Genomic DNA, 23,630 nt, shown 5'->3' on the forward strand with positions numbered 1-23,630 from the left:
AATACGAGAGGTGAGAATAGAAAAAGGAGTTTTCTTGTATGGAAGCGAAGAAGTATCAAGCCTTTTGGCGTGGGGCTATTATATTAACGATTGCAAGTTTCGTTACAAAAGTATTAAGCGCTTTTTACCGTATTCCATATCAAAATATAGCGGGGGATATTGGGTTTTATATTTACCAACAAATTTACCCGTTTTATGGATTTTGTTTAATTTTAGCTACTTATGGATTTCCTGTTATCATTTCGAAAATGGTTGCAGAACGACTAGAGCGGGGAAAACAAAAAGAAGCAGAAGAAATTATTTGTGTATCTTTTTGGTTCTTATTAGGGATTGGTTTTATAGGCTTCTTTACATTGTTTTTTGGGGCCGAAACAATTGCGGTAGCTATGGGCGATATACACTTAGATAAGTTACTACGTGTTATTTCATTTTCATTCTTATTGATGCCATTTTTGTCTGTAGCAAGAGGGTATTTTCAAGGATTCAATAATATGATGCCAACGGCTGTTTCGCAAGTAATAGAACAAACAATTCGAGTTTCTATTATTGTATTTTTATCGCTATTCCTAATTGCTCACGGATTTGATTTATATACAGTTGGTGCAGGGGCTATGTTAGGCTCAATTGCGGGTGGACTTATTGGGATTATTGTACTTATATTGTATATGCGTCAAGATTTTCGTTCTATATTCTTCAAAAGTGCAGCGAGAATTAAGGGTAAAAGGAAGATAGTTAAAATCCTTTTTTGGCAGGGGTTAGCGATTTGTGTTAGTAATTTAGTGCTTATTTTTATACAGATGGCTGATTCAGTGTCCTTTTACAGCTTACTTATTGGTGCGGGAGAACAGGCTGAAAATGCAAAGGTATTAAAGGGTGTTTATGATAGAAGTATTCCGCTAATGCAATTAGGTACTGTTGTGACGACTTCTTTCTCGTTGTCACTTATTCCGATTATTACAGCGGCGAAGGAAAGAGGAGATCTTTCCTTTATTCAAGAAAAGGTAAAGTTAGCAATGAAAATAACATTTGTTATTGGACTTGCAGCAGCTATTGGACTAACTTGTATTATTCAACCTACCAATATTATGTTGTTTGAAAACAGTGATGGATCAGATGTTTTATCTATTTTATCGTTATCTATTTTATTTAGTTCATTGTCAATTACGACAGCTTCTATTTTACAAGGATTAGGGCAAACGTTTAAGCCAGCGTTATTTGTTGTATTTGGAGGTTGCTTAAAGTTAGCGTTAAATTATATATTCATGCCTTATTTTGGTGTGAAAGGTGCAGCTTTTGCGACTTTATGTGCGTTAATTATAATCTCTGGATTAAATAGTTTGTTGCTTACGAGAGCTGTATCAGGGTCACTTATCAATAAGCGAAATATGTTAGGGATAGTAATTAGTGGTATCTGTATGGGGTTTGTATTAATGATGTTCACACGTGTGTTACAGATGTCTGGATTAGTAATTAATACGGAACATAGAGGAAGCGCGACGCTTGAAGCGTTGTTAGGTGTAGCCATCGGCGGATTGACATATATGTTTTTTATTTTGAAATTACGTGTATTTACAAAAAAAGAATTAGGAACCGTTATGAAACAAGAGAAAAAAGAAGGTTCATTGAAGAAGAGTGGATAGAGGTGACTGGTTGTGAGTGGAATCATTACTATTTTAGGTTTAGGAGCTGGTGAATTAGATCAGCTAACGATGGGTGTATATCGAAAAATAAAAGAAGCAGACCATCTGTTTGTTAGAACGAAGGAACATCCAGTTATAGAAGAATTGGAGAAAGAAGGCGTACAATATACGTCTTTTGATGCTGTATATGAAGCGCATGATACGTTTGAAATTGTATATGAAACAATTGCGAATAAATTGCTAGAACAAGCTGAAGGTACAGAAATTATCTATGCTGTTCCCGGGCATCCACTTGTAGCAGAAAGAACAGTTCAGCTACTGTTAGAAAAAGGAGAAGTTTCAAATGTTGAAGTGCGAATTGAGGGTGGACAAAGTTTCCTTGATCCTATGTTTGCAAGTCTAAAGATTGATCCGATTGAAGGATTCCAATTACTTGATGCTACATCATTTGAAAGAGGGCAATTAGAACTGCGTCAACATTTAATCTTTTGCCAAGTATATGATGCATTCGTTGCATCTGATGTGAAATTAACATTAATGGAGATGTTACCAGATGATTATGAAGTGTATATCGTAACAGCTGCAGGAACTTCATTTGAACAAGTAAAGAAGGTACCGTTGTACATGTTAGATCATGAAACGGAATTGAATAATTTAACGAGTGTGTACGTGCCGCCAGTTCAGGAGCGTGCGTCCTTGTATCAACAGTTTGATGTTCTTAGAGAAATTATTGCGGAACTTCGTGGTCCAAATGGTTGTCCGTGGGATAAAAAGCAAACACATCAATCATTAAAGAAATATTTAATTGAGGAAGCTTATGAAGTGTTGGAAGCAATCGATGAAGAGGATGATGATCACTTAGTAGAAGAATTAGGTGATATATTATTACAAGTTATGCTTCATGCTCAAATCGGAGAAGATGAAGGTTGGTTCTCTATAGATGATATCATTCGAACTCTATCTGAGAAAATGGTTCGTCGCCATCCGCATGTGTTTGGAAATACGGATGTAAACAGCGCTGATGAAGTGATTGCAAATTGGGAAGAAATTAAAAAACAAGAAAAAGGATTCGTGAAAGAATCTGTTTTAAATGGCGTTCCAAAAAGTTTGCCGCAGTTACTACGCGCCTATGAAATTCAGAAGAAAGCTGGTAAGGTTGGATTTGATTGGGTTGATGTGCAACCGATGATAGAGAAAGCTTTGGAAGAATGGCAAGAGTTCCAACAAGAGGTTACAAATATGGATGAGGAAAAGATGCTGGGTGAGTTTGGTGATTTACTATTTGCATTTGTTAATATAGCTCGTCATTACAAAATAGATCCAGAAGAGGCGTTACGTTCAACTAATGAGAAATTTACTGGTCGTTTTTTATACATGGAGGCAAAAGTAGCTGAAATGAATAAAGAGATGAAAGATTTATCATTAGAACAGTTAGATGTTTTATGGGAAGAAGCGAAACAAACAGAGCGTTAATAGGGGGATTTGATATGCGTCTAGATAAGTTTTTAAAAGTATCACGTTTAATTAAAAGAAGAACATTAGCGAAAGAAGTAGCTGATCAAGGAAGAATATCTATTAATGGTCAAGTGGCAAAAGCGAGTTCTGATGTGAAAGTAGCTGATGAATTAACAATTCGTTTTGGTCAAAAAATAGTGACTGTGAAAATAAATGAATTAAAAGAAACAACTAAAAAAGAAGATGCAGCAAATATGTATAGCTTAGTTCGTGAAGAAAAAGTAAAAGCGGAAGAAGGCTTGTTCTAAAATCATGTATCCCCTCATACATTACTATTAGCTAGTAAAAACCTATGGGGGGATTTACGTGAATAATGGTTACTCACCTACGTCTTCTAATCAACAAAATGTTTCTGTAGAGCATGACATTATTATGCGTGGCAGGCGTATAATCGATATTACCGGTGTGAAGCAGGTAGAGAGTTTTGATAGCGAAGAGTTTTTACTAGAGACCGTAATGGGTTTTTTAACGATTCGTGGTCAAAATTTACAAATGAAAAATTTAGATGTGGAAAAAGGTATTGTGTCGATTAAAGGGAAAGTTAATGAGATGCTGTATATTGATGAAAATCAAGGGGAAAAAACTAAAGGTTTCTTTAGTAAGTTGTTTAAATGAGCTTAACAATTCAGTTGTATACAATGCTTTCAATGATTGGGATGGGTGCTTGGATTGGAGCGTCTTTAGATACATATCAACGTTTTTTAAAGCGCCAAGAACGTAAACGTTGGCTTGTATTTATACATGATATATTATTTTGGATTGTCCAAGCATTATTCGTCTTTTATGTATTGCTTCTCGTAAATGAAGCTGAGCTACGTATATATGTGTTTTTGGCATTATTATGTGGTTTTGCGGCATATCAAAGCTTATTGAAGGCACTATACATGAAGCTGTTAAATTTTCTCATCTATATTTTTATGCAAACAACATATTTTTTTGTTCGAATTATACAGCTACTCATGATAAAACCTGTTATTATTATAGCGCAGCTATTTATTGCATTTATATTATTCTTATTTCGTATACTGCTTTCAATTGGACATGTGTTATGGAAAATGGTGATTTGGATATTACTTTTCATATGGAAAGTTTTTTTCTGGCCTGTTCGATTTATTGCTTCGCTCATATGGAAACTTCTCCCTAATCGTGTTAAACTTTTTATAGTGAAACATATAGGGTTCCTGCAATATATAGCAAAATTGAAGGGACATATCTTCCAACTATGGGAGCATATAAAAAAGAAGTTAGGGGGACCTCGGAAATGAGGGAACTGAGACAAAGAACAATCGAAAAACAGAGTCCAAATCCTGTTAAAGAGCATATAATACAAACGGATGAGAACAGGAAGCGACTTTATCGCCGTTTAGCGGTTTTTCTTGTCTTTACTTTTACAATTATTGCGAGTATTAGTGTAACGTTTTATCAACAAAACAGTTCCATTAAAGCAAAAGAAGCAAAAGTTAAGGACATGAAAAAAGAACTGGATTCATTAACGAATAAAGAAAAAAGTCTAAAAGACGAAGTTCAAAAGTTAAATGATGAAGAGTACGTATTAAAGATTGCTAGAAGGGATTATTTCTTCTCTGGTAAAGGGGAGATAATTTTTCCTGTTTCTAAGTAGAGTATGTCTTATTGACACTATATTTTAGGATTATATATAATAAAGTAAAATTTGACTTTTTAACCACTAAGGAGGAGCATTTTTTTTATGTCAATCGAGGTAGGCAGCAAGTTACAGGGTAAAGTAACAGGTATTACAAATTTTGGGGCTTTTGTGGAGCTGCCAGAGGGCTTAACGGGTCTTGTTCATATTAGTGAAGTTGCTGATAACTATGTAAAAGATATTAACGATCACTTAAAAGTGGGCGACCAAGTAGAAGTAAAAGTTATTAATGTTGAAAAAGATGGAAAGATTGGTTTATCTATCAAAAAAGCGAAAGAACGTGAAAAAACAGAAGGAGATCGTCCACGTGGTGAATACCAACGCGGTGGTGATCAACAACGTTCTGGACGTCCACAACGTAATAATCGCTCTTTCAACAGAGATAATCGCGGTGGCGGTAACGACCGAGCTCCGAAAGAAACATTTGAGCAAAAGATGGCACGCTTCTTAAAAGATAGCGAAGATCGTTTAACTTCTTTAAAGCGTAACACAGAGTCTAAACGTGGTGGCCGTGGCGCGCGTCGCGGATAATAAGGACGTTTAGTTTTTAACATATAGAGAGGTACCCAGAGTAATGTCTCAGGGTGCTTTTTTATATGTAAAAAATATTTTCAAAAAAGTTTTTGAGATGTGTTGACTTTAATTAGTATCTGATGTAAGATACTAATTGTCCGTTAAATAAGACGACATGGCGGTGTAGCTCAGCTGGCTAGAGCGTACGGTTCATACCCGTGAGGTCGGGGGTTCGATCCCCTCCGCCGCTATATTTAATTTAACGGCCCGTTGGTCAAGTGGTTAAGACACCGCCCTTTCACGGCGGTAACACGGGTTCGAATCCCGTACGGGTCATCTAAAAAGATCATGCAAATTTGCATGATCTTTTTTTGTTAAATAAATTAAGATATACAACACTTCTACAAAATCACCCTATATTTTCTGAATGTTTAATTAAAATCTCGAAAATAACTTACATACCCTGTATATCTGTAGAGTTATTTCGAATAAAAAGTCGAACGATTATAAAAGTGAAAACTGTTGTTTTGACAAAAAAACCAACAATCATCTTTTATAATGACAGTAATTAAACTATGCAGGTGGTGTTAAAAATATGCCTAAAGCAGGAAGGAATACTATGAATACAAGTGCATTGGCAATGAATGAGAGTCAGCTTGATGGAATAAAGTGGACGAGTAAGTTGCGAATAAAATTTGAGCAAGTTTTCTTTAGATGGGGATTTATTATTGTTGTTATTGGTTTTCTTTTGGGACGAGCATATATATTAACAAATATTTTACCGTTTGCACTGCCATTTTTTGCTGCTGTTTATGTTATGAAGCGGGATAAGATGCCGCTAGCATTTTTAGCTCTAATGGGAGGAGCTCTTTCAGTATCGATAGATAATTTGTTTTTTACCTTTGCATCTATCTTTACCTTCTTCATTTATAATATCTTCTTTAGTCGATTTACACGTAAAACTGTTGGACTTGTTCCATTTCAAGTATTTATCTCCGCATTAACCGCACACTTAGTTGTTGTATATTTTGCACAACAAACTGTCACCATGTACGATTTACTCGTTAGTACCATTGAGGCTGGGCTTAGTTTTGTATTAACTATGATATTTTTACAAAGTGTCCCACTTTTAGTGGAAAGGAAAGGAAAACAACAGGCATTAGAGACGGAAGAAATTGTTTGTTTGATTATATTACTAGCATCTGTTTTAACGGGTACAACAGATTGGTTTGTATATGATGCTTCTATTCAACATATTTTTACAAGGTATTTAGTGCTAGTATTTGCATTTATTGCGGGTGCTGCCACAGGGTCTACAGTGGGGGTTGTAACAGGACTAATATTAAGTTTAGCAAATGTGTCTAGCTTGTCTCAGCTTAGCCTTCTTGCTTTTTCTGGATTGCTTGGTGGATTGTTAAAAGAAGGAAAGCGTTTAGGTGTTAGTTTAGGTTTATTAATTGGGACAAGCTTAATTACATTATATGTAGACAAACAGACAAATATTGTAACAACTTTAATTGAGTCAGGTGTAGCGATTGTTATCTTCTTATTAACACCGAAGCTTGTTTTGGATCGTATTGCTAAATTTATGCCAGGTACACAAGAGCATTCGCAAGATCAACAACAATATTTAAGAAGGATGCGTGATGTTACAGCAAATAAAATCAACCAATTTGCAAATGTATTTGCTGCTTTATCTAATAGCTTTTCTGTATATGGGTATGTAGAGGAAGAAGATAAAGAGACAGAAGCAGATTTGTTTTTGAGTACAATTACTGCGAAAACATGTCAAACATGCTTTAAAAAGGATCAATGCTGGGTAGTGAATTTTGATAAAACGTACGATTATATGAAACAAATAATGAATGAAACGGAAGGAGGAACCCTGCAACATAATCGTAAATTAGTTCGTGAGTGGGACAAGCATTGTGTGAGAGGGAAAAAAGTGACGGATTTAGTAGCCGGTGAATTAGATCACTTCTATGAGGGACAAAAATTACGAAAACAAATGAAGGAAAATCGTAGAATAGTAGCGGAGCAACTATTAGGTGTATCAAAGGTTATGGAGGATTTTGCTAAGGAGATACAACGAGAGCGTGAAAATCATCAAGTGCAGGAAGAACAGATTATGCAAGCGTTCCGAGATTTTGGTGTCGAAGTAGAGCATGTTGATATTTATTGTTTAGATAGAGGAAGTATTGATATTGAAATGTTAATTCCAGTTGCATCTAATGAACATGGTGAGTGTGAAAAGTTAGTTGCACCGATGCTTTCAGATATCCTTAAAGAAAATATTGTCGTTAAACATGAAGAAAAGTCTTCTTATCCAAATGGCCATAGTTTAATATCATTTGGTTCGGCGAAGACGTATTCTCTTGATACAGGATTGGCTACAGCTGCAAAAGGCGGTGGATTTGTTTCGGGTGACTCTTATGCGATGATGGATTTAAGTGTTGGTAAATATGCACTTGCGATTAGTGATGGTATGGGTAATGGGCAAAGAGCTCATATGGAAAGTAAGGAAACGGTGAAATTATTACAAAAAATACTCCAATCAGGCATTGATGAAGAAATAGCAATTAAGTCTATCAATTCAATTCTTTCTTTGAGAACGACAGAAGAAATGTTTACGACATTAGATTTAGCTATGGTAGATTTGCGGGATGCGAGTGCAAGGTTTTTAAAGATTGGATCAACGCCGAGTTTTGTTAAACGCGCAAATAATATTTTGAAAATTGAAGCAAGTAATTTGCCGATGGGAATCATCGAAGATGTTGAAGTTGATGTGGTGGGTGAACAATTAAAAACGGGCGATATTCTTATTATGATGAGTGATGGGATTTTTGAAGGAGCACAGCATGTGGAGAATCATGAATTGTGGATGAAACGAAAAATTAAAGAATTGCAAACCGAAGACCCGCAAGAAATTGCTGATATCATTATGGAAGAAGTGATTCGCTCTTGTGATGGTTATATAAATGATGATATGACTATTGTAGTGGCAAAAGTGAAGAAAAATATGCCGAAGTGGGCTACGATTCCGATTGTAGGAATGCAAGCGCAGTAAAATGTAAGTGGAATGTTTATCTATAATTTGATTTTAAAAACCTAGGTGAATACCTAGGTTTTTTTGTGGGAAAAGGTAATGTTATTAATTTTGTGAATATACACGGAGGATGTAAGATAAAAATGTAATTTTTGTATATCTTTTTTTTGCACAATGTTTGTAAAAGTTGTACCATTGTAGACAAGGTGACTAAGGTTGCTGTTCTTGTTTAATGAAAGGTGATTGCGAAGTTGAAAGATACATTTGTTGAAAAAGTAGATGACTTTGTAAAGCAGCATGATGTATTAAAGAATGATTCAACAATTGTTGTGGGAGTTTCTGGTGGTCCTGACTCGTTAGCGCTTTTATATTATTTATTAGAAAAAAGAGCGGAAAAACAGTTGAAAATTGTAGTTGCTCATGTGGATCATATGTTTAGAGGTGATGAATCTTATGAGGATTTACAGTTTGTGCAGGGCCTTTGTGAAGAACTGGGAATTATTTGTGAAACGATAAGGATTAATGTATCACAATATCAACAGCAATACGGAATGAATGCACAGGTTGCTGCGAGAGAATGCAGATATGCATTTTTGGAAAGAATAATGAAGAAATATGATGCGAGATATGTTGCTCTTGGACATCATGGAGATGATCAAGTCGAGACAATTTTAATGCGTCTTGTAAGAGGGAGTACTCCGAAAGGATATGCAGGAATTGCAGTGAAGCGTCCTTTTCATAATGGATATTTAATTAGGCCGTTACTTGGCGTAACGAAGGAAGAAATTGTTGATTACTGTAATAAGCTAAATTTAATGCCACGTATAGATCCGAGTAATAAAAAGGAAGTATATACAAGGAATCGATTACGTAAATATGTCCTTCCTCATTTGAAAGAAGAAAATCCACAAATGCATGAGAAATTCCAAAAATTTAGCGTGCAGATGCAAGAGGATGAGGCTTATTTGCAGGAATTAGCTTTTGAGAAAATGAATAAAGTAATTACAAAAAAAAGTGATAAACAAATTAGCTTATCAATTCCTGCCTTTGAATCCATGTCTATGCCTTTACAAAGAAGAGGGATTCAACTAATATTAAACTATCTTTATGAATATAAGATTCCATCTTCTCTTTCTTCTATACATATTGACAAGTTGATTGAGTTTTTTAAGCGGACACAACCTTCAGGTTCACTTGATTTTCCGGGTGATTTGAAAATTGTTCGTTCATACGAGGAGTGTAGCTTTAGATTTAAACAAGAAATTGTCTCTCCTTTTTCACAAGATTTATTAGTACCCGGGACCATTACGCTATTGAACGGGGATGAATTTGTAACAGAGGTGAGCGAAGATATACCAAGTAACATGAATGAAACAGTATTTGTTGCTAAGTATAATGATATATCATATCCACTTCGTATTCGTTCTAGAGAAAATGGAGATCGCATGTCAATACAAGGTATGAATGGCACGAAAAAGATAAAAGCTATTTTTATCGAAGCGAAAGTACCGAAAGAAAAAAGAGAAGAATGGCCGGTCGTTTGTGATGCAAGTGGGACTATTATTTGGGTACCCTTGTTGAAACGATCTGCATTTGCAATTTCGAAAGAGATGGCAAAGAAGGATAAATATATGATTATTCACTACAAAAGCAAGGAGTCTTCCGGGAGGATAATGAAATGATGAATCAAGATATCGAAAAAGTATTAATTTCTGAAGAGCAAATACAAGAAAAGGTGCGCGAACTAGGTGCAATTATTGCAGAGGATTATAAAAACACAGTACCTCTTGCAATTGGTGTATTAAAAGGCGCAATGCCATTCATGGCAGATTTATTAAAGAGAACAGATACATATCTTGAAATGGATTTTATGGCTGTATCTAGTTACGGTCACTCTACAGTTTCAACAGGCGAAGTGAAAATTTTAAAAGATCTTGATACTTCTGTAGAAGGTCGCGATATTTTAATCGTCGAAGATATTATTGATAGTGGTCTTACACTAAGCTACTTAGTAGACTTATTCAAATATCGTAAAGCGAAGTCTGTAAAAATTGTTACATTATTAGATAAGCCAACAGGCCGTAAGGTTGATCTGAAAGCGGATTATGTTGGATTTACTGTTCCACATGAATTTGTAGTAGGATATGGATTAGATTATAAAGAGCAATACCGTAATCTTCCTTATGTAGGCGTATTAAAACCAAGCGTTTACTCAAATTAATTAAATATAGGCTTCACAATTGTATAGGAAAGTTTTTCTATGTTACGATTTACTATAGTGTTTATGCCGTGAGAGGAGGTTAGGAATGAATCGTATCTTCCGTAATACCATCTTTTATTTACTGATATTCTTAGTAGTAATTGGAATCGTGAGCTATTTTAATGGTTCGACACAAAAAACGACATCAGTTAGCTACGACAAATTCATTACTAAACTAGAAAGCGGTGAAGTGCGTAATGTGCAACTTCAACCGAAAAATGGTGTATTTGAGGTAAAAGGACAATTTAATAACTCTAGCCAAGGAGAACAATTTGTTACTTATGCACCAAATACTGAGGAATTACAAAAGAAAATTAATGATAAAGCGAAAGGTGCCGAAGTTAAGTATCAACCAGCAGAAGAAACAAGTGCTTGGGTAACATTCTTTACTTCAATCATTCCATTTGTCATCATCTTCATTTTATTCTTCTTCTTATTAAACCAAGCTCAAGGCGGCGGTAGCCGTGTTATGAACTTCGGGAAAAGTAAGGCGAAGTTATATAATGATGAAAAGAAAAAAGTTCGTTTCAGAGATGTTGCTGGTGCGGATGAAGAGAAACAAGAACTTGTTGAGGTAGTTGAATTCTTGAAAGACCCTCGTAAGTTCTCTGAAGTTGGTGCTCGTATTCCAAAGGGTGTCCTATTAGTTGGACCTCCAGGTACAGGTAAAACTTTATTAGCACGTGCTGTTGCAGGTGAGGCTGGCGTTCCATTCTTCTCTATCAGTGGTTCTGACTTCGTAGAGATGTTTGTCGGTGTCGGTGCATCACGTGTACGTGATTTATTTGAAAATGCAAAGAAAAATGCTCCTTGTATCATTTTCATTGATGAAATTGATGCAGTAGGTCGTCAACGTGGCGCAGGTCTTGGTGGTGGTCATGATGAGCGTGAGCAAACATTGAACCAATTACTTGTTGAAATGGATGGATTCGGTGCAAACGAAGGTATTATTATCGTTGCTGCGACAAACCGTCCAGACATTCTTGACCCAGCGTTATTACGTCCAGGTCGTTTTGACCGTCAAATTACAGTAGATCGTCCAGATGTAAATGGCCGTGAAGCTGTACTGAAAGTACATGCGCGTAATAAACCACTTGATGAGCATATTAATTTAAGAGCAATTGCGACTCGTACACCAGGATTCTCTGGTGCGGATCTTGAAAACTTATTAAACGAAGCTGCTTTAGTAGCTGCACGTCAAGATAAGAAGAAAATTGATATGAGTGATATCGATGAAGCGACGGATCGTGTTATTGCAGGTCCAGCTAAGAAAAGTCGTGTTATCTCTGAAAAAGAACGTAATATCGTTGCTTTCCATGAAGCAGGTCATACTGTAATTGGTGTTGTTCTTGATGAAGCAGATGTCGTTCATAAAGTAACAATTGTCCCTCGTGGTCAGGCTGGTGGATATGCGGTAATGCTTCCGAAAGAAGATCGTTACTTCATGACGAAACCAGAGTTACTTGATAAAATCACTGGTTTACTTGGTGGCCGAGTAGCTGAGGAGATTGTATTTGGTGAAGTGAGTACAGGTGCTCATAATGACTTCCAACGTGCGACTGGTATTGCAAGACGTATGGTTACGGAATTTGGTATGAGTGACAAACTTGGACCGATGCAATTTGGTAGCTCGCAAGGTGGTCAAGTGTTCTTAGGAAGAGACTTCCACTCAGAACAAAACTATAGTGATGCGATTGCACATGAAATCGATATGGAAATGCAATCAATTATGAAAGAATGTTATGCTCGTGCAAAACAAATTCTTACTGAAAACCGTGATAAACTAGATATTATCGCACAAACGTTACTTGAAGTAGAAACGTTAGATGCAGAGCAAATCAATCATTTATGTGATTACGGCAGATTGCCAGAACGTCCAACATCTTCAGATGATGTGAAAGTAAACATCAACATGAAGAAAGACGATGAAGATAAAGAAGATAAGTAAGAAGTGAAGGAGTGACTATCGTCACTCCTTTTTTGTTTGTTAAAATCTTTGTTAATTACTATTGAGAACTTAGTGGATAAAGTAATTTAAGTAAAACTAGTATTAAAAATTGAAATAGAGAGCAATCTTTTTGTAAAATGATGAGGATAGGAAAGCTGATTATATAAGTATGTGTGATATGATGTTTTTATAAGTTTTATACATACTGCACAAATATAGATTAAATAAGATAAGTGGTGAGAATATGATTTTTGTATTGGATGTAGGGAACACAAATGCTGTACTAGGTGTGTTTGAAGAGGGGGAACTTCGTCAGCATTGGCGCATGGAAACAGATCGTCATAAGACAGAAGATGAATATGGAATGCTTGTAAAGCAATTGCTTGAGCATGAGGGTCTTTCGTTTGAAGATGTGAAAGGTATTATTGTGTCTTCAGTCGTACCACCAATTATGTTTGCTTTAGAGCGCATGTGTGAAAAATATTTTAAAATTAAACCGCTTGTAGTAGGGCCTGGGATAAAAACAGGACTAAATATTAAATATGAAAATCCGCGTGAAGTAGGCGCAGACCGAATTGTAAATGCAGTAGCAGGAATCCACTTATATGGAAGTCCGCTCATTATTGTTGATTTTGGTACGGCTACTACATATTGTTATATTAACGAAGAAAAACATTATATGGGTGGAGTTATTACGCCAGGAATTATGATTTCAGCAGAGGCTTTATATAGCAGAGCAGCAAAACTTCCTCGTATCGAAATTACAAAACCAAGCAGTGTTGTTGGGAAAAATACAGTAAGTGCTATGCAATCTGGTATTCTTTATGGTTATGTTGGACAAGTGGAAGGTATTGTTAAGCGTATGAAAGAAGAAGCTAGACAAGAACCTAAAGTTATTGCAACAGGTGGATTGGCAAAATTAATTTCCGAAGAATCGAATGTAATTGATATTGTAGATCCGTTTTTAACGTTAAAAGGTTTGTATATGTTATATGAACGTAATGCAAATTTACAGCATGAGAAAGGTGAATAAATACGTATGAAAGATTATTTAGTAAAAGCGTTAGCATTTGATGGAGAAGTGCGTGCGTATAGTGTACGTACAACAAATACAGTAAGTGAGGCGCAAAGACGTCATGATACATGGAGAACAGCTTCAGCGGCACTAGGGCGTTCTTTGACTGCGGGTACAATGATGGGCGCAATGTTAAAGGGTGAGCAAAAGTTAACGATTAAGGTAGAAGGTAACGGTCCAATTGGCCCTATCTTAGTAGATGCTCATGCAAATGGAGATGTACGTGGTTATGTAACGAATCCGCATGTTGATTTTGAAGGAACAGAACAAGGGAAGTTACGTGTATATCAAGCGGTAGGTACAGAGGGGTTTGTAACTGTAATTAAAGATATTGGAATGCGTGAGCCGTTTATTGGTCAATCTCCAATCGTTTCAGGAGAATTAGGAGAAGACTTTACGTATTATTTTGCAGTTTCTGAACAAACGCCTTCTTCTGTAGGTGTTGGTGTTCTTGTAAATGGAGATGATAGCATATTAGCGGCAGGTGGATTCATCCTTCAAATTATGCCGGGTGCGCAAGATGAAACGATTTCATTTATTGAAGACCGTTTACAAAAGATTCCACCTGTATCAACGTTGATTGAACAAGGTCTTTCTCCGGAAGAGCTACTATATGCAGTTCTTGGAGAAGATAAAGTAAAAGTATTAGAAACAATGGATGTTCAATTTAATTGCACATGCTCACGCGAGCGTATTGAGAGTGTATTAATTAGTTTAGGTAAAACAGAGTTAGAGCAAGTTCGTGAAGAAGAGGAAGAGACAGAAGTTCACTGTCATTTCTGTAATGAACGATACAAGTTCTCTAAAGAAGATATTACAAATTTAATCGAGAATTTGTAATAAGGGAATTAAGAGGAGCAATCCTCCAAATGAATTGACAAACAGGGAATTTTCTGACAAAATCTAAATATAGATAAAACCAATAAAAATACTCGGTGTTAGGAGTGACAGGAATGCGAGTGGCACAATCAGTTTCAGAATTAATCGGGAAAACGCCGATCGTTAAGTTGAACCGCATCGTAGAATCAGACAGCGCAGATATATACTTAAAATTAGAATTTATGAATCCGGGGAGTAGTGTTAAAGATCGTATCGCATTAGCTATGATTGAAGATGCTGAAAAAAAGGGATTATTAAAAGAGGGCGATACAATCATTGAGCCGACAAGTGGTAACACAGGAATTGGTTTAGCGATGGTAGCGGCTGCTAAAGGATATAATGCAATCTTAGTAATGCCAGAAACAATGAGTATTGAGCGTCGTAATTTATTACGTGCTTACGGTGCGGAATTAGTATTGACTCCAGGGCCTGAAGGAATGGGTGGAGCAATTCGTAAAGCGACTGAATTAGCAAAAGAACATGGCTACTTTATACCACAACAGTTCAAAAACCAATCGAATCCAGAAATTCACCGTTTAACAACAGGTCCAGAAATTATTGAACAAATGGGCGACCAATTAGATGCGTTTATTGCAGGTATTGGTACAGGTGGAACGATTACTGGTGCTGGTGAAGTACTGAAGGAAGCGTATAAAGATATTAAAATTTATGCAGTAGAACCTGCAGATTCACCAGTATTATCTGGTGGGAAGCCAGGTCCACATAAAATCCAAGGAATTGGGGCGGGATTTGTTCCGGAGACGTTGGATGTAGAAGTATATGATGAAATTATTCAAGTGAAAACAGAGCAAGCATTTGAATATGCGAGAAGAGTGGCTAAAGAGGAAGGTATTTTAGTTGGTATCTCTTCAGGCGCAGTTATTTATGCAGCAACAGAGGTTGCGAAAAAGTTAGGTAAAGGGAAAAAGGTACTTGTTATTATCCCGAGTAACGGTGAACGTTATTTAAGTACACCACTTTATCAATTTGAATCCTAATTAAACGCGATTGAAAAAGCATCCTTGAAAAAGGGTGCTTTTTCTTTTGGGATTGGAAATAGGAAAAGAGTGAATGACTAGAAAACTTCATGTAAAATAAGAGGTAGTATAATTAAATTATTTTCACTAGCCTTCGAGTATAATCAATCTCTATATAAATAACTTATGTAGTTTGAGCTGGTTTATCTAAGAGGGTGGGATAAAAGAAGACGGGGTGTTGATATGCAACGAAGAAAATCTTTAGCGCTTTCTATTCCATATCAGTTAGATTTCTTTAAGCAATATAAATTTCTTTCTCAGGGTAAATCGCAACATATTTTGTTAGAAAGCGGCCGTGGCGGTCGTTATAACATTGTAGGGCTGAACCCAGTAGCGGTAATCCGAGGGAAGGGTGAAACGTTACATATAAGTGAAAGTGGTAAGGAAACAATAAAACGAGGGAATCCGTTAGATTTAATGCAAGAATATATGGAACAATGGAAGACGGACTATAACCCAGAGTATCCGCCTTTTCAAGGTGGTGCAATTGGCTATTTCAGTTATGACTGTATCCGTTATATTGAAAAGCTGCCTTCTCTTGCGGAAGATGATATTGATATACCTGACATCTTCTTTTTATTATTTGATGACGTATTTGTCTATGATCAAAAAGAACAAGTGTTATGGGTTATTACGCATTATGTAGATAAATATGAAGAGGCGAAAGAACGGCTAAATGAGTGGAAGAGTCTTTGGATGACAGAAGCGCCTGAAGTGACCGTGCCCTTTGAAAGTCCTGAAAAGAAAAGTGAAGCAGTTGCTTTTACTGAAGCTGGCTTTATGAAGGCAGTTGAATGTATTCAAGAATATATTGGAGCGGGTGATGTGTTCCAAGTAAACTTGTCGACGAGACAAGAAAGAACGTTACAGACACACCCACTAGAAATTTATACAAGTCTTCGTGAAATTAATCCATCTCCATATATGGGTTACCTGGAGCTTGGGGATTTTCAAATCGTTAGTGGATCGCCAGAGTTGTTAATTAAGAAACAAGGAACTGAAGTAAGTACAAGACCAATTGCTGGAACGAGATCTAGAGGCGCGGATGAGCAAGAGGATGAAGAATTAGCAAGAGAATTAATTGAGAACGAAAAAGAAAGAGCAGAGCATGTAATGCTTGTGGATTTAGAAAGAAATGATTTAGGACGTGTTTGTAAATATGGCACTGTAGAAGTAGATGAATTTATGGTAATTGAGAAATACTCACATGTTATGCATATTGTTTCTAATGTGCGTGGTGAGGTGGAAGAAGATAAAGATGCTTTTGATTTAGTGAAGGCTGTATTCCCTGGGGGAACAATTACTGGTGCCCCAAAAATACGTACGATGGAAATTATTGAGGAATTAGAACCTGTTCGAAGAGGGATTTATACAGGTTCAATCGGTTGGATTGGTTATTCTGGAGATACAGAATTGAATATTGTAATTAGAACACTTCTTGCTAAAGATGGAAAAGCTCATGTACAAGCAGGGGCGGGAATTGTAATTGATTCAAATCCGGAAAATGAATATAAAGAGTCGTTAAAAAAGGCGATTGCTTTATGGCGTGCAAAAGAACGTAGTGAAGAAACGGTTAGGTGAGAGAAATGATATTAATGATTGATAATTATGATTCTTTTACATTTAATTTAGTGCAGTTTCTTGGAGAACTTGGACAAGAGCTCGTTGTTAAACGTAACGATGAAGTGACTATTTCAGATATTGAGAATATGAAACCAGATTTTCTAATGATTTCTCCAGGTCCGTGCAGTCCTAATGAAGCTGGGATTAGTATGGAAGTTATTAAATACTTTGCTGGAAAGATTCCGATTTTTGGTGTTTGTCTAGGGCATCAATCCATTGCACAAGTGTTTGGTGGAGAGGTTGTCCGTGCAGACCGATTAATGCATGGAAAAACGTCGCTTATGCATCATGATGGAAAGACGATTTTTTCGGATATTCCTAATCCGTTTACTGCGACGCGCTATCATTCCCTTATTGTTAAGAAAGAGACGTTACCCGATTGCTTAGAGGTAACATCTTGGACAGAGGAAGGGGAAATTATGGCACTTCGTCATAAGACATTACCGATAGAGGGTGTGCAATTCCATCCAGAATCTATTATGACTTCTCATGGGAAAGAGCTGTTGCAGAATTTCATTCGTAAATACAGTCCAAGTGCGACATTATGTTAATTTACGTAAATGGTCAGTATGTAGAAGCAAGTGAAGCGAGAATTTCTCCTTATGATCATGGTTATTTATATGGTCTTGGAGTTTTTGAAACGTTTCGTATTTATAATGGTCATCCTTTCTTATTGGATGATCATTATAACCGTTTAATAGAGGCGCTGGATACATTGCAAATTAAATGGACAATGACAAAAAATGATGTGATGCTTATTTTGAAAGATTTACTCGCTAAGAATGAATTGAAGCATGCATATGTACGTTTTAATGTATCGGCGGGTATAGATGAAATAGGATTACAAACGGAAATGTATGAAGAGCCTTCTGTTATTGTTTTTATAAAACCTTTAACAGCTCCAGGGGATGTAGTGGAAAAAGAAGGTGTTATTCTAAAACAAGTGCGAAATACACCGGAAGGGACATTTCGCCTGAAGTCTCATCACTATTTAAATAATATTTTAGGGAAGCGTGAAATTGGAAATGTTGTGAGTAAGGAAGGTATTTTCCTCACTGAAGCAGGTTATGTTGCAGAGGGCATTGTTTCGAATCTGTTTTTTGTGAAAGGTGATGTTTTATATACACCTTCGTTAGAGACAGGGATTTTAAATGGTATCACTCGTGCGTTTATTATAAAGAGTGCTGAAGAATTAAATATAGAAGTAAAGGAAGGTTTCTTTACAAAAGATGAGCTACTTTCAGCGGATGAAGTCTTCGTAACAAACTCCATTCAAGAAATTGTTCCGCTTTATCGTATAGAAGCGCAGGATTTCCCGGGTAAAGTAGGAGTGGTTACAAAAAGTTTAATGTACCTTTATGGAATGCAAAGAGAGAAATTATGGAGCAGAAATGAATTACGAAGAGGAGATGTGTAGTTTGAAGTGGGATTATGATTTGCGCTGCGGCGAATATACATTGAATTTAAATGAAAAAACATTAATTATGGGGATTTTAAATGTAACACCAGATTCGTTTTCTGATGGTGGGAGTTACAACGAGGTAGATGCTGCGGTACGTCACGCAAAAGAAATGCAAGGTCAAGGTGCTCATATTATTGATATTGGTGGCGAATCTACTCGCCCAGGTTTTGCTAAAGTATCAGTAGAAGAAGAAATAAAGCGAGTTGTCCCGATGATTCAAGCAGTTTCAAAAGAAGTAAAATTGCCTATATCTATCGATACATATAAAGCTGAAGTTGCAAAGCAAGCAATTGAGGCTGGTGCTCATATTATTAATGATATTTGGGGAGCGAAGGCGGAGCCAAAAATTGCTGAAGTCGCAGCTCATTATGATGTACCCATCATTTTAATGCATAACCGCGATAATATGAATTATCGTAATTTAATGGCGGATATGATTGCTGATTTGTATGACAGTATTAAAATTGCTAAAAATGCTGGTGTGCCAGATGAGAATATTATTTTAGATCCAGGTATCGGTTTTGCTAAAACACCTGAGCAGAACTTAGAGGCGATGCGTAATTTAGAACAGTTAAATGTGCTAGGTTATCCAGTTCTCTTAGGTACTTCGAGAAAGTCCTTTATTGGGCACGTATTAGATTTGCCAGTGGAGGAACGCCTTGAGGGAACAGGAGCTACCGTTTGTCTTGGTATTGAAAAGGGCTGTGAGTTTGTTCGTGTCCATGATGTGAAAGAAATGGCGCGTATGGCTAAAATGATGGATGCGATGATTGGTAAGGGGGTAAGGTAATTGGATAAAATTTATATCCATGATATGGAGTTTTATGGTTATCATGGTGTGTTCCCAGAGGAGAATAAATTAGGTCAGAGATTTAAAGTTGACTTAACGGTGGAGTTGGATTTAAAGCGTGCAGGGGAAAGTGATGACTTAGAGCATTCGGTCAATTATGGAGAGCTTTTCGAATTATGTAGAAAAGTTGTTGAGGATAGAAAGTATAAGCTTGTGGAGAGTATCGCTGAAAATATTGCTGCAGATATATTAAAACAATATGAAAGTATTTCACGCTGTACAATTAAGGTAATTAAGCCGGATCCACCGATACCGGGTCATTATCGTGCTGTAGCAGTAGAAATTACGAGAGAACGTCCATGAACAATATAGCTTACATTGCATTAGGGTCAAATATTGGAGAGCGTTATACGTATCTAACTGAAGCGATTCAGTTTTTAAATAAAAATCCTTATATTCAGGTTGATGATATTTCATCTGTATATGAAACTGAGCCAGTTGGCTATACTGACCAAAGTTGCTTTTTAAATTTAGTTATAAAAATTTCTACCAATTTATCACCACAAGAGTTATTGAAAGTAACACAAAAAGTAGAAAATGACCTAGGAAGAAAAAGGGAAATTAGGTGGGGGCCGAGGACTATCGACCTTGACATTTTACTTTATAATCAAGAGAATATTGAAGCAGAGAATCTTATTGTTCCGCATCCGCGGATGTTTGAAAGAGCTTTTGTTATCGTTCCGTTGTTAGAGATTAATCAAGACATAAAACAAAACATTTCACGTTCACAAGTAGAAGAAATGAAAAGGCGAGAGGGAGTAACGGTATGGAAGCAGAAAAATGGGGAAGACGCATTCGTGCTTTTCGAAAGTTAAAAGGCTATACACAAGAAGGTTTTGCTAAAGAACTAGGGGTATCTGTATCTGTTTTAGGTGAGGTTGAGAGAGGGAATAGATCGCCTTCTCAAGATTTTGTAGTAGAAGTTGCTAAGGCATTAAATGTTTCGATAGAGGAATTAATGCCAAAGTGATTGTACAGGAAGGAGTAGGTTGATTGTTAAAGATTGCAAATATCGAGATGAAAAATCCGGTTGTACTAGCACCGATGGCGGGAGTGTGTAACTCTGCATTCCGTTTAACAGTAAAAGAATTTGGTGCCGGCTTAGTTTGTGCTGAAATGGTAAGTGATAAGGCAATATTACTTAATAATAAAAGAACATTAGATATGTTATATATCGACGAGAGAGAAAAGCCATTAAGTTTACAAATTTTTGGTGGAGAGAAAGAAACTCTTGTAGATGCTGCGAAATATGTAGATAAATATACGACAGCAGACATAATTGATATTAATATGGGTTGTCCAGTGCCGAAAATCGTTAAATGTGATGCGGGGGCAAGGTGGCTTTTAGATCCGAATAAAATATATGAAATGGTAGCAGCGGTTGTAGATGCTGTAGAAAAGCCGGTTACAGTTAAAATGCGTATCGGTTGGGATGAAGAACATATTTTCGCAATAGAAAATGCTAGGGCTGTTGAGCGTGCTGGTGGCCAAGCTGTGGCGGTTCACGGACGTACACGAGTGCAAATGTATGAAGGAAAAGCGGATTGGGATATTATTAAACAAGTAAAACAATCTGTAAATATCCCGGTTATCGGAAATGGTGATGTCGCAACGCCGCAAGATGCAAAGCGTATGCTTGATGAAATTGGTGTAGATGGTGTTATGATTGGTCGTGCGGCTCTTGGAGATCCGTGGATGATTTATCGTACGGTAAAGTATTTGGAGACAGGTGAATTAATGCCGGAACCAACAGTGCGCGAGAAAATTGATGTATGTATGTTACATCTAGATCGTCTTATTGACTTAAAGAACGAAAGTGTCGCTGTAAGAGAGATGAGAAAACATGCAGCTTGGTATTTAAAAGGTGTTCGTGGTAATGCGAGTGTACGTAATGGTATTAATGCTTGTAACACACGGGAAGACCTTGCGAATGTGTTAGGTACATTTGTAGAAGAAGTGGAAGCGAAACAACAAACAATTTACGTTGGTTAATAATGGACATAGGAGATTGACATTCTTCTATACACTTCCTATAATTACGTGAAAGAAAGAAGAGCTGCCAGTTAGTTGCTGGCAGTTTTTCTAGTTGAGTAGAAAATGCTATACTGTATATATTGTAAAATTAAATAGAGCTGGAGTGATATCAATATCATGGATAACATGAACCACGAAGAATTAAACGACCAATTGATTGTTCGTCGTGAAAAGCTACATAATTTACGTGAACAAGGAATTGACCCGTTCGGTAAAAGATTTGAACGCACAAATTCAACAACTGATTTAGTGAGTCTATATGGAGAGTTCTCTAAGGAAGAATTAGAGGAGAAGGAAATCGCTGTTTCTATCGCTGGTCGTATTATGACAAAACGCGGAAAAGGGAAAGCTGGATTTGCACACGTTCAAGATTTACATGGACAAGTTCAAATTTATGTTCGTAAAGATGCTGTTGGAGATGACGAGTACGAATTATTTAAAACAGCAGATTTAGGTGATTTAGTAGGTATTGAAGGTAAAGTGTTCAAAACAAATGTTGGAGAACTTTCAGTAAAAGCAACAGGCTTTACGCTATTAACGAAATCTCTTCGTCCATTACCAGATAAATACCATGGATTAAAAGATGTTGAACAACGCTACCGTCAACGTTACTTAGACTTAATTACAAGTATGGAAAGTCGTGAAACGTTCGTTACTCGTAGTAAAATCATTCGTGAGATGAGAAGATACCTAGATGACAACGGTTATCTTGAAGTGGAAACACCTATGATGCATGCAATTGCAGGTGGAGCTTCTGCGCGTCCTTTCACTACACATCATAATGCGTTAGATATGGAATTATATATGCGTATCGCAATTGAGCTACATTTAAAGCGTCTTATTGTGGGTGGTTTGGAAAAAGTATATGAGATCGGCCGTGTATTCCGTAATGAGGGTGTATCAACTCGTCATAACCCTGAGTTTACGATGATTGAATTATATGAAGCATACGCTGATTATAAAGATATTATGAAGTTAACAGAAGATATGGTTGCTCATATCGCGAAAAAAGTACTGGGTACAACAACAATCCAGTATGGTGATTATGAAATTAATCTAGAACCAGAATGGACACGTCTTCATATGGTAGATGCGATTAAGCAATACTCTGGAGCTGATTTCTGGAATCCGATGAGTGTAGAAGAAGCGCGTGAGCTTGCAAAAGAACATAATGTAGAAATTAAAGATACAATGGAAGTTGGTCATATTATAAATGAATTCTTCGAACAAAAAGTAGAAGATAAATTAATCCAACCAACATTTATTTACGGTCATCCGGTAGAAATCTCACCGCTTGCGAAAAAGAATGATGAAGATCCAAGATTTACAGATCGTTTCGAATTATTTATCGTTGCGCGTGAACATGCAAATGCATTCACTGAGTTAAATGATCCAATCGATCAAAAAGAACGTTTTGAAGCGCAATTAAAAGAGCGCGAACAAGGTAATGATGAAGCTCATATGATGGATGACGATTATATTGAAGCTCTTGAGTACGGTATGCCTCCTACGGGTGGATTAGGAATCGGTATTGATCGTCTAGTTATGTTATTAACAAATGCACCATCTATTCGTGATGTATTATTATTCCCTGCTATGCGCCATAAACAAGACTAAGCTTTGGAGATTTCTCCAAAGCTTTTTTTATTTGAGCATGAGTTGCGTGGGTATAGTAAGTCTTGATAGTGCGAGAAATTATATTTATATAGAAGAAATGTGCTGTTTTTATACTTTTTTACTAAGTTAAAAATTTTATTAGAAAAACTATTGCATTTTAATAATCAAACTGGTATATTTATATTCGTTGCCACGAAAGGTAACAAACAAAACAAACGAAAAACAACTTATTGAAAAAAAGTTGTTGACGAAAATATAACGAAATGTTATATTGATAAAGTCGCTTCCGAGCGATGAAGTAGTTCTTTGAAAACTGAACGAAACAAACAACGTGAAACGTCAATTTTTATTTTAGACGCTAGACAAACTAACTTTATTGGAGAGTTTGATCCTGGCTCAGGATGAACGCTGGCGGCGTGCCTAATACATGCAAGTCGAGCGAATGGATTAAGAGCTTGCTCTTATGAA

At 36.5% G+C, this 23,630-nt stretch carries 23 protein-coding genes, 2 tRNA genes and 1 rRNA gene; all 26 read left to right on the forward strand.

Annotated features, from left to right (window positions below):
* The first annotated feature begins 38 nt into the window (after nucleotides 1-38).
* Nucleotides 39-1,640 (forward strand): putative polysaccharide biosynthesis protein, encoded by a 1,602-nt coding sequence (locus tag ACTFR3_RS28000; protein ID WP_000387586.1) that lies wholly within the window; start codon nucleotides 39-41, stop codon nucleotides 1,638-1,640.
* 12 nt (nucleotides 1,641-1,652) lie between these two features.
* Entirely contained in the window at nucleotides 1,653-3,113 is a 1,461-nt protein-coding gene (gene mazG, locus ACTFR3_RS28005) for a nucleoside triphosphate pyrophosphohydrolase (RefSeq protein ID WP_000014239.1), read from the forward strand.
* Nucleotides 3,114-3,127: 14 nt separating this feature from the next.
* Entirely contained in the window at nucleotides 3,128-3,403 is a 276-nt protein-coding gene (locus ACTFR3_RS28010; protein ID WP_001234876.1) for an RNA-binding S4 domain-containing protein, read from the forward strand.
* 58 nt (nucleotides 3,404-3,461) lie between these two features.
* Complete coding sequence (gene yabP / locus ACTFR3_RS28015) at nucleotides 3,462-3,770, forward strand: sporulation protein YabP (protein ID WP_001059104.1); 309 nt, start codon at nucleotides 3,462-3,464, stop codon at nucleotides 3,768-3,770.
* A complete protein-coding gene (gene yabQ, locus ACTFR3_RS28020) occupies nucleotides 3,767-4,420 on the forward strand; it encodes a spore cortex biosynthesis protein YabQ (RefSeq protein ID WP_000059772.1) in 654 nt (217 codons plus the stop codon). The genes yabP and yabQ overlap by 4 nt, the downstream gene beginning before the upstream one ends.
* Nucleotides 4,417-4,776: a cell division protein DivIC gene (divIC, locus tag ACTFR3_RS28025; protein WP_001208739.1), complete on the forward strand. Its 360-nt coding sequence runs from the start codon at nucleotides 4,417-4,419 to the stop codon at nucleotides 4,774-4,776. Before yabQ ends, divIC begins: the two co-directional genes overlap by 4 nt.
* A gap of 87 nt (nucleotides 4,777-4,863) precedes the next feature.
* A complete protein-coding gene (locus ACTFR3_RS28030) occupies nucleotides 4,864-5,349 on the forward strand; it encodes a S1 domain-containing RNA-binding protein (protein WP_000021451.1) in 486 nt (161 codons plus the stop codon).
* Nucleotides 5,350-5,508: 159 nt separating this feature from the next.
* A tRNA-Met gene (locus ACTFR3_RS28035) sits at nucleotides 5,509-5,582 on the forward strand.
* 13 nt (nucleotides 5,583-5,595) lie between these two features.
* Nucleotides 5,596-5,667: transfer RNA gene (locus ACTFR3_RS28040), tRNA-Glu, on the forward strand.
* A gap of 259 nt (nucleotides 5,668-5,926) precedes the next feature.
* Entirely contained in the window at nucleotides 5,927-8,398 is a 2,472-nt protein-coding gene (gene spoIIE / locus ACTFR3_RS28045; RefSeq protein ID WP_001123540.1) for a stage II sporulation protein E, read from the forward strand.
* 230 nt (nucleotides 8,399-8,628) lie between these two features.
* Nucleotides 8,629-10,059, forward strand: a complete 1,431-nt coding sequence (gene tilS / locus ACTFR3_RS28050; protein ID WP_100651293.1) for a tRNA lysidine(34) synthetase TilS — start codon at nucleotides 8,629-8,631, stop codon at nucleotides 10,057-10,059.
* Entirely contained in the window at nucleotides 10,056-10,598 is a 543-nt protein-coding gene (gene hpt / locus ACTFR3_RS28055) for a hypoxanthine phosphoribosyltransferase (RefSeq protein ID WP_000981842.1), read from the forward strand. Before tilS ends, hpt begins: the two co-directional genes overlap by 4 nt.
* An 85-nt stretch (nucleotides 10,599-10,683) precedes the next feature.
* Entirely contained in the window at nucleotides 10,684-12,585 is a 1,902-nt protein-coding gene (gene ftsH, locus ACTFR3_RS28060) for an ATP-dependent zinc metalloprotease FtsH (RefSeq protein WP_001079674.1), read from the forward strand.
* Nucleotides 12,586-12,829: 244 nt separating this feature from the next.
* Nucleotides 12,830-13,618 (forward strand): type III pantothenate kinase, encoded by a 789-nt coding sequence (locus ACTFR3_RS28065; protein ID WP_000578368.1) that lies wholly within the window; start codon nucleotides 12,830-12,832, stop codon nucleotides 13,616-13,618.
* Between the two features lie 6 nt (nucleotides 13,619-13,624).
* Nucleotides 13,625-14,500: a redox-regulated molecular chaperone HslO gene (gene hslO / locus ACTFR3_RS28070; protein WP_000656372.1), complete on the forward strand. Its 876-nt coding sequence runs from the start codon at nucleotides 13,625-13,627 to the stop codon at nucleotides 14,498-14,500.
* Between the two features lie 113 nt (nucleotides 14,501-14,613).
* The gene (gene cysK / locus ACTFR3_RS28075) at nucleotides 14,614-15,537 is read left to right on the forward strand and encodes a cysteine synthase A (protein WP_001261712.1); all 924 of its coding nucleotides are present in this window, start codon (nucleotides 14,614-14,616) and stop codon (nucleotides 15,535-15,537) included.
* Between the two features lie 222 nt (nucleotides 15,538-15,759).
* The gene (pabB, locus tag ACTFR3_RS28080; RefSeq protein WP_001189728.1) at nucleotides 15,760-17,157 is read left to right on the forward strand and encodes an aminodeoxychorismate synthase component I; all 1,398 of its coding nucleotides are present in this window, start codon (nucleotides 15,760-15,762) and stop codon (nucleotides 17,155-17,157) included.
* 5 nt (nucleotides 17,158-17,162) lie between these two features.
* A complete protein-coding gene (gene pabA, locus ACTFR3_RS28085; RefSeq protein WP_000602293.1) occupies nucleotides 17,163-17,750 on the forward strand; it encodes an aminodeoxychorismate/anthranilate synthase component II in 588 nt (195 codons plus the stop codon).
* Nucleotides 17,744-18,616 carry an aminodeoxychorismate lyase gene (pabC, locus tag ACTFR3_RS28090; RefSeq protein ID WP_000909884.1) on the forward strand — a complete coding sequence of 291 codons (873 nt, stop codon included), beginning with the start codon at nucleotides 17,744-17,746 and terminating at the stop codon, nucleotides 18,614-18,616. Before pabA ends, pabC begins: the two co-directional genes overlap by 7 nt.
* Nucleotides 18,591-19,451, forward strand: coding sequence for a dihydropteroate synthase (folP, locus tag ACTFR3_RS28095; protein WP_002164656.1), 861 nt, complete (start codon nucleotides 18,591-18,593; stop codon nucleotides 19,449-19,451). Before pabC ends, folP begins: the two co-directional genes overlap by 26 nt.
* Entirely contained in the window at nucleotides 19,452-19,814 is a 363-nt protein-coding gene (gene folB, locus ACTFR3_RS28100) for a dihydroneopterin aldolase (protein ID WP_000358062.1), read from the forward strand.
* Nucleotides 19,811-20,326, forward strand: coding sequence for a 2-amino-4-hydroxy-6-hydroxymethyldihydropteridine diphosphokinase (gene folK / locus ACTFR3_RS28105; protein WP_001059450.1), 516 nt, complete (start codon nucleotides 19,811-19,813; stop codon nucleotides 20,324-20,326). The genes folB and folK overlap by 4 nt, the downstream gene beginning before the upstream one ends.
* Nucleotides 20,278-20,481 carry a helix-turn-helix domain-containing protein gene (locus tag ACTFR3_RS28110; protein WP_000387031.1) on the forward strand — a complete coding sequence of 68 codons (204 nt, stop codon included), beginning with the start codon at nucleotides 20,278-20,280 and terminating at the stop codon, nucleotides 20,479-20,481. Before folK ends, ACTFR3_RS28110 begins: the two co-directional genes overlap by 49 nt.
* A 23-nt stretch (nucleotides 20,482-20,504) precedes the next feature.
* Nucleotides 20,505-21,503, forward strand: coding sequence for a tRNA dihydrouridine synthase DusB (gene dusB / locus ACTFR3_RS28115; RefSeq protein ID WP_000912251.1), 999 nt, complete (start codon nucleotides 20,505-20,507; stop codon nucleotides 21,501-21,503).
* A gap of 159 nt (nucleotides 21,504-21,662) precedes the next feature.
* Nucleotides 21,663-23,162 carry a lysine--tRNA ligase gene (gene lysS / locus ACTFR3_RS28120; RefSeq protein ID WP_000369668.1) on the forward strand — a complete coding sequence of 500 codons (1,500 nt, stop codon included), beginning with the start codon at nucleotides 21,663-21,665 and terminating at the stop codon, nucleotides 23,160-23,162.
* 373 nt (nucleotides 23,163-23,535) lie between these two features.
* Nucleotides 23,536-23,630 (forward strand): 16S ribosomal RNA (locus ACTFR3_RS28125); the annotation flags it as partial.

The organism is Bacillus cereus group sp. MYBK14-1, from assembly GCF_051916885.1.
Lineage (GTDB): Bacteria > Bacillota > Bacilli > Bacillales > Bacillaceae_G > Bacillus_A > Bacillus_A cereus.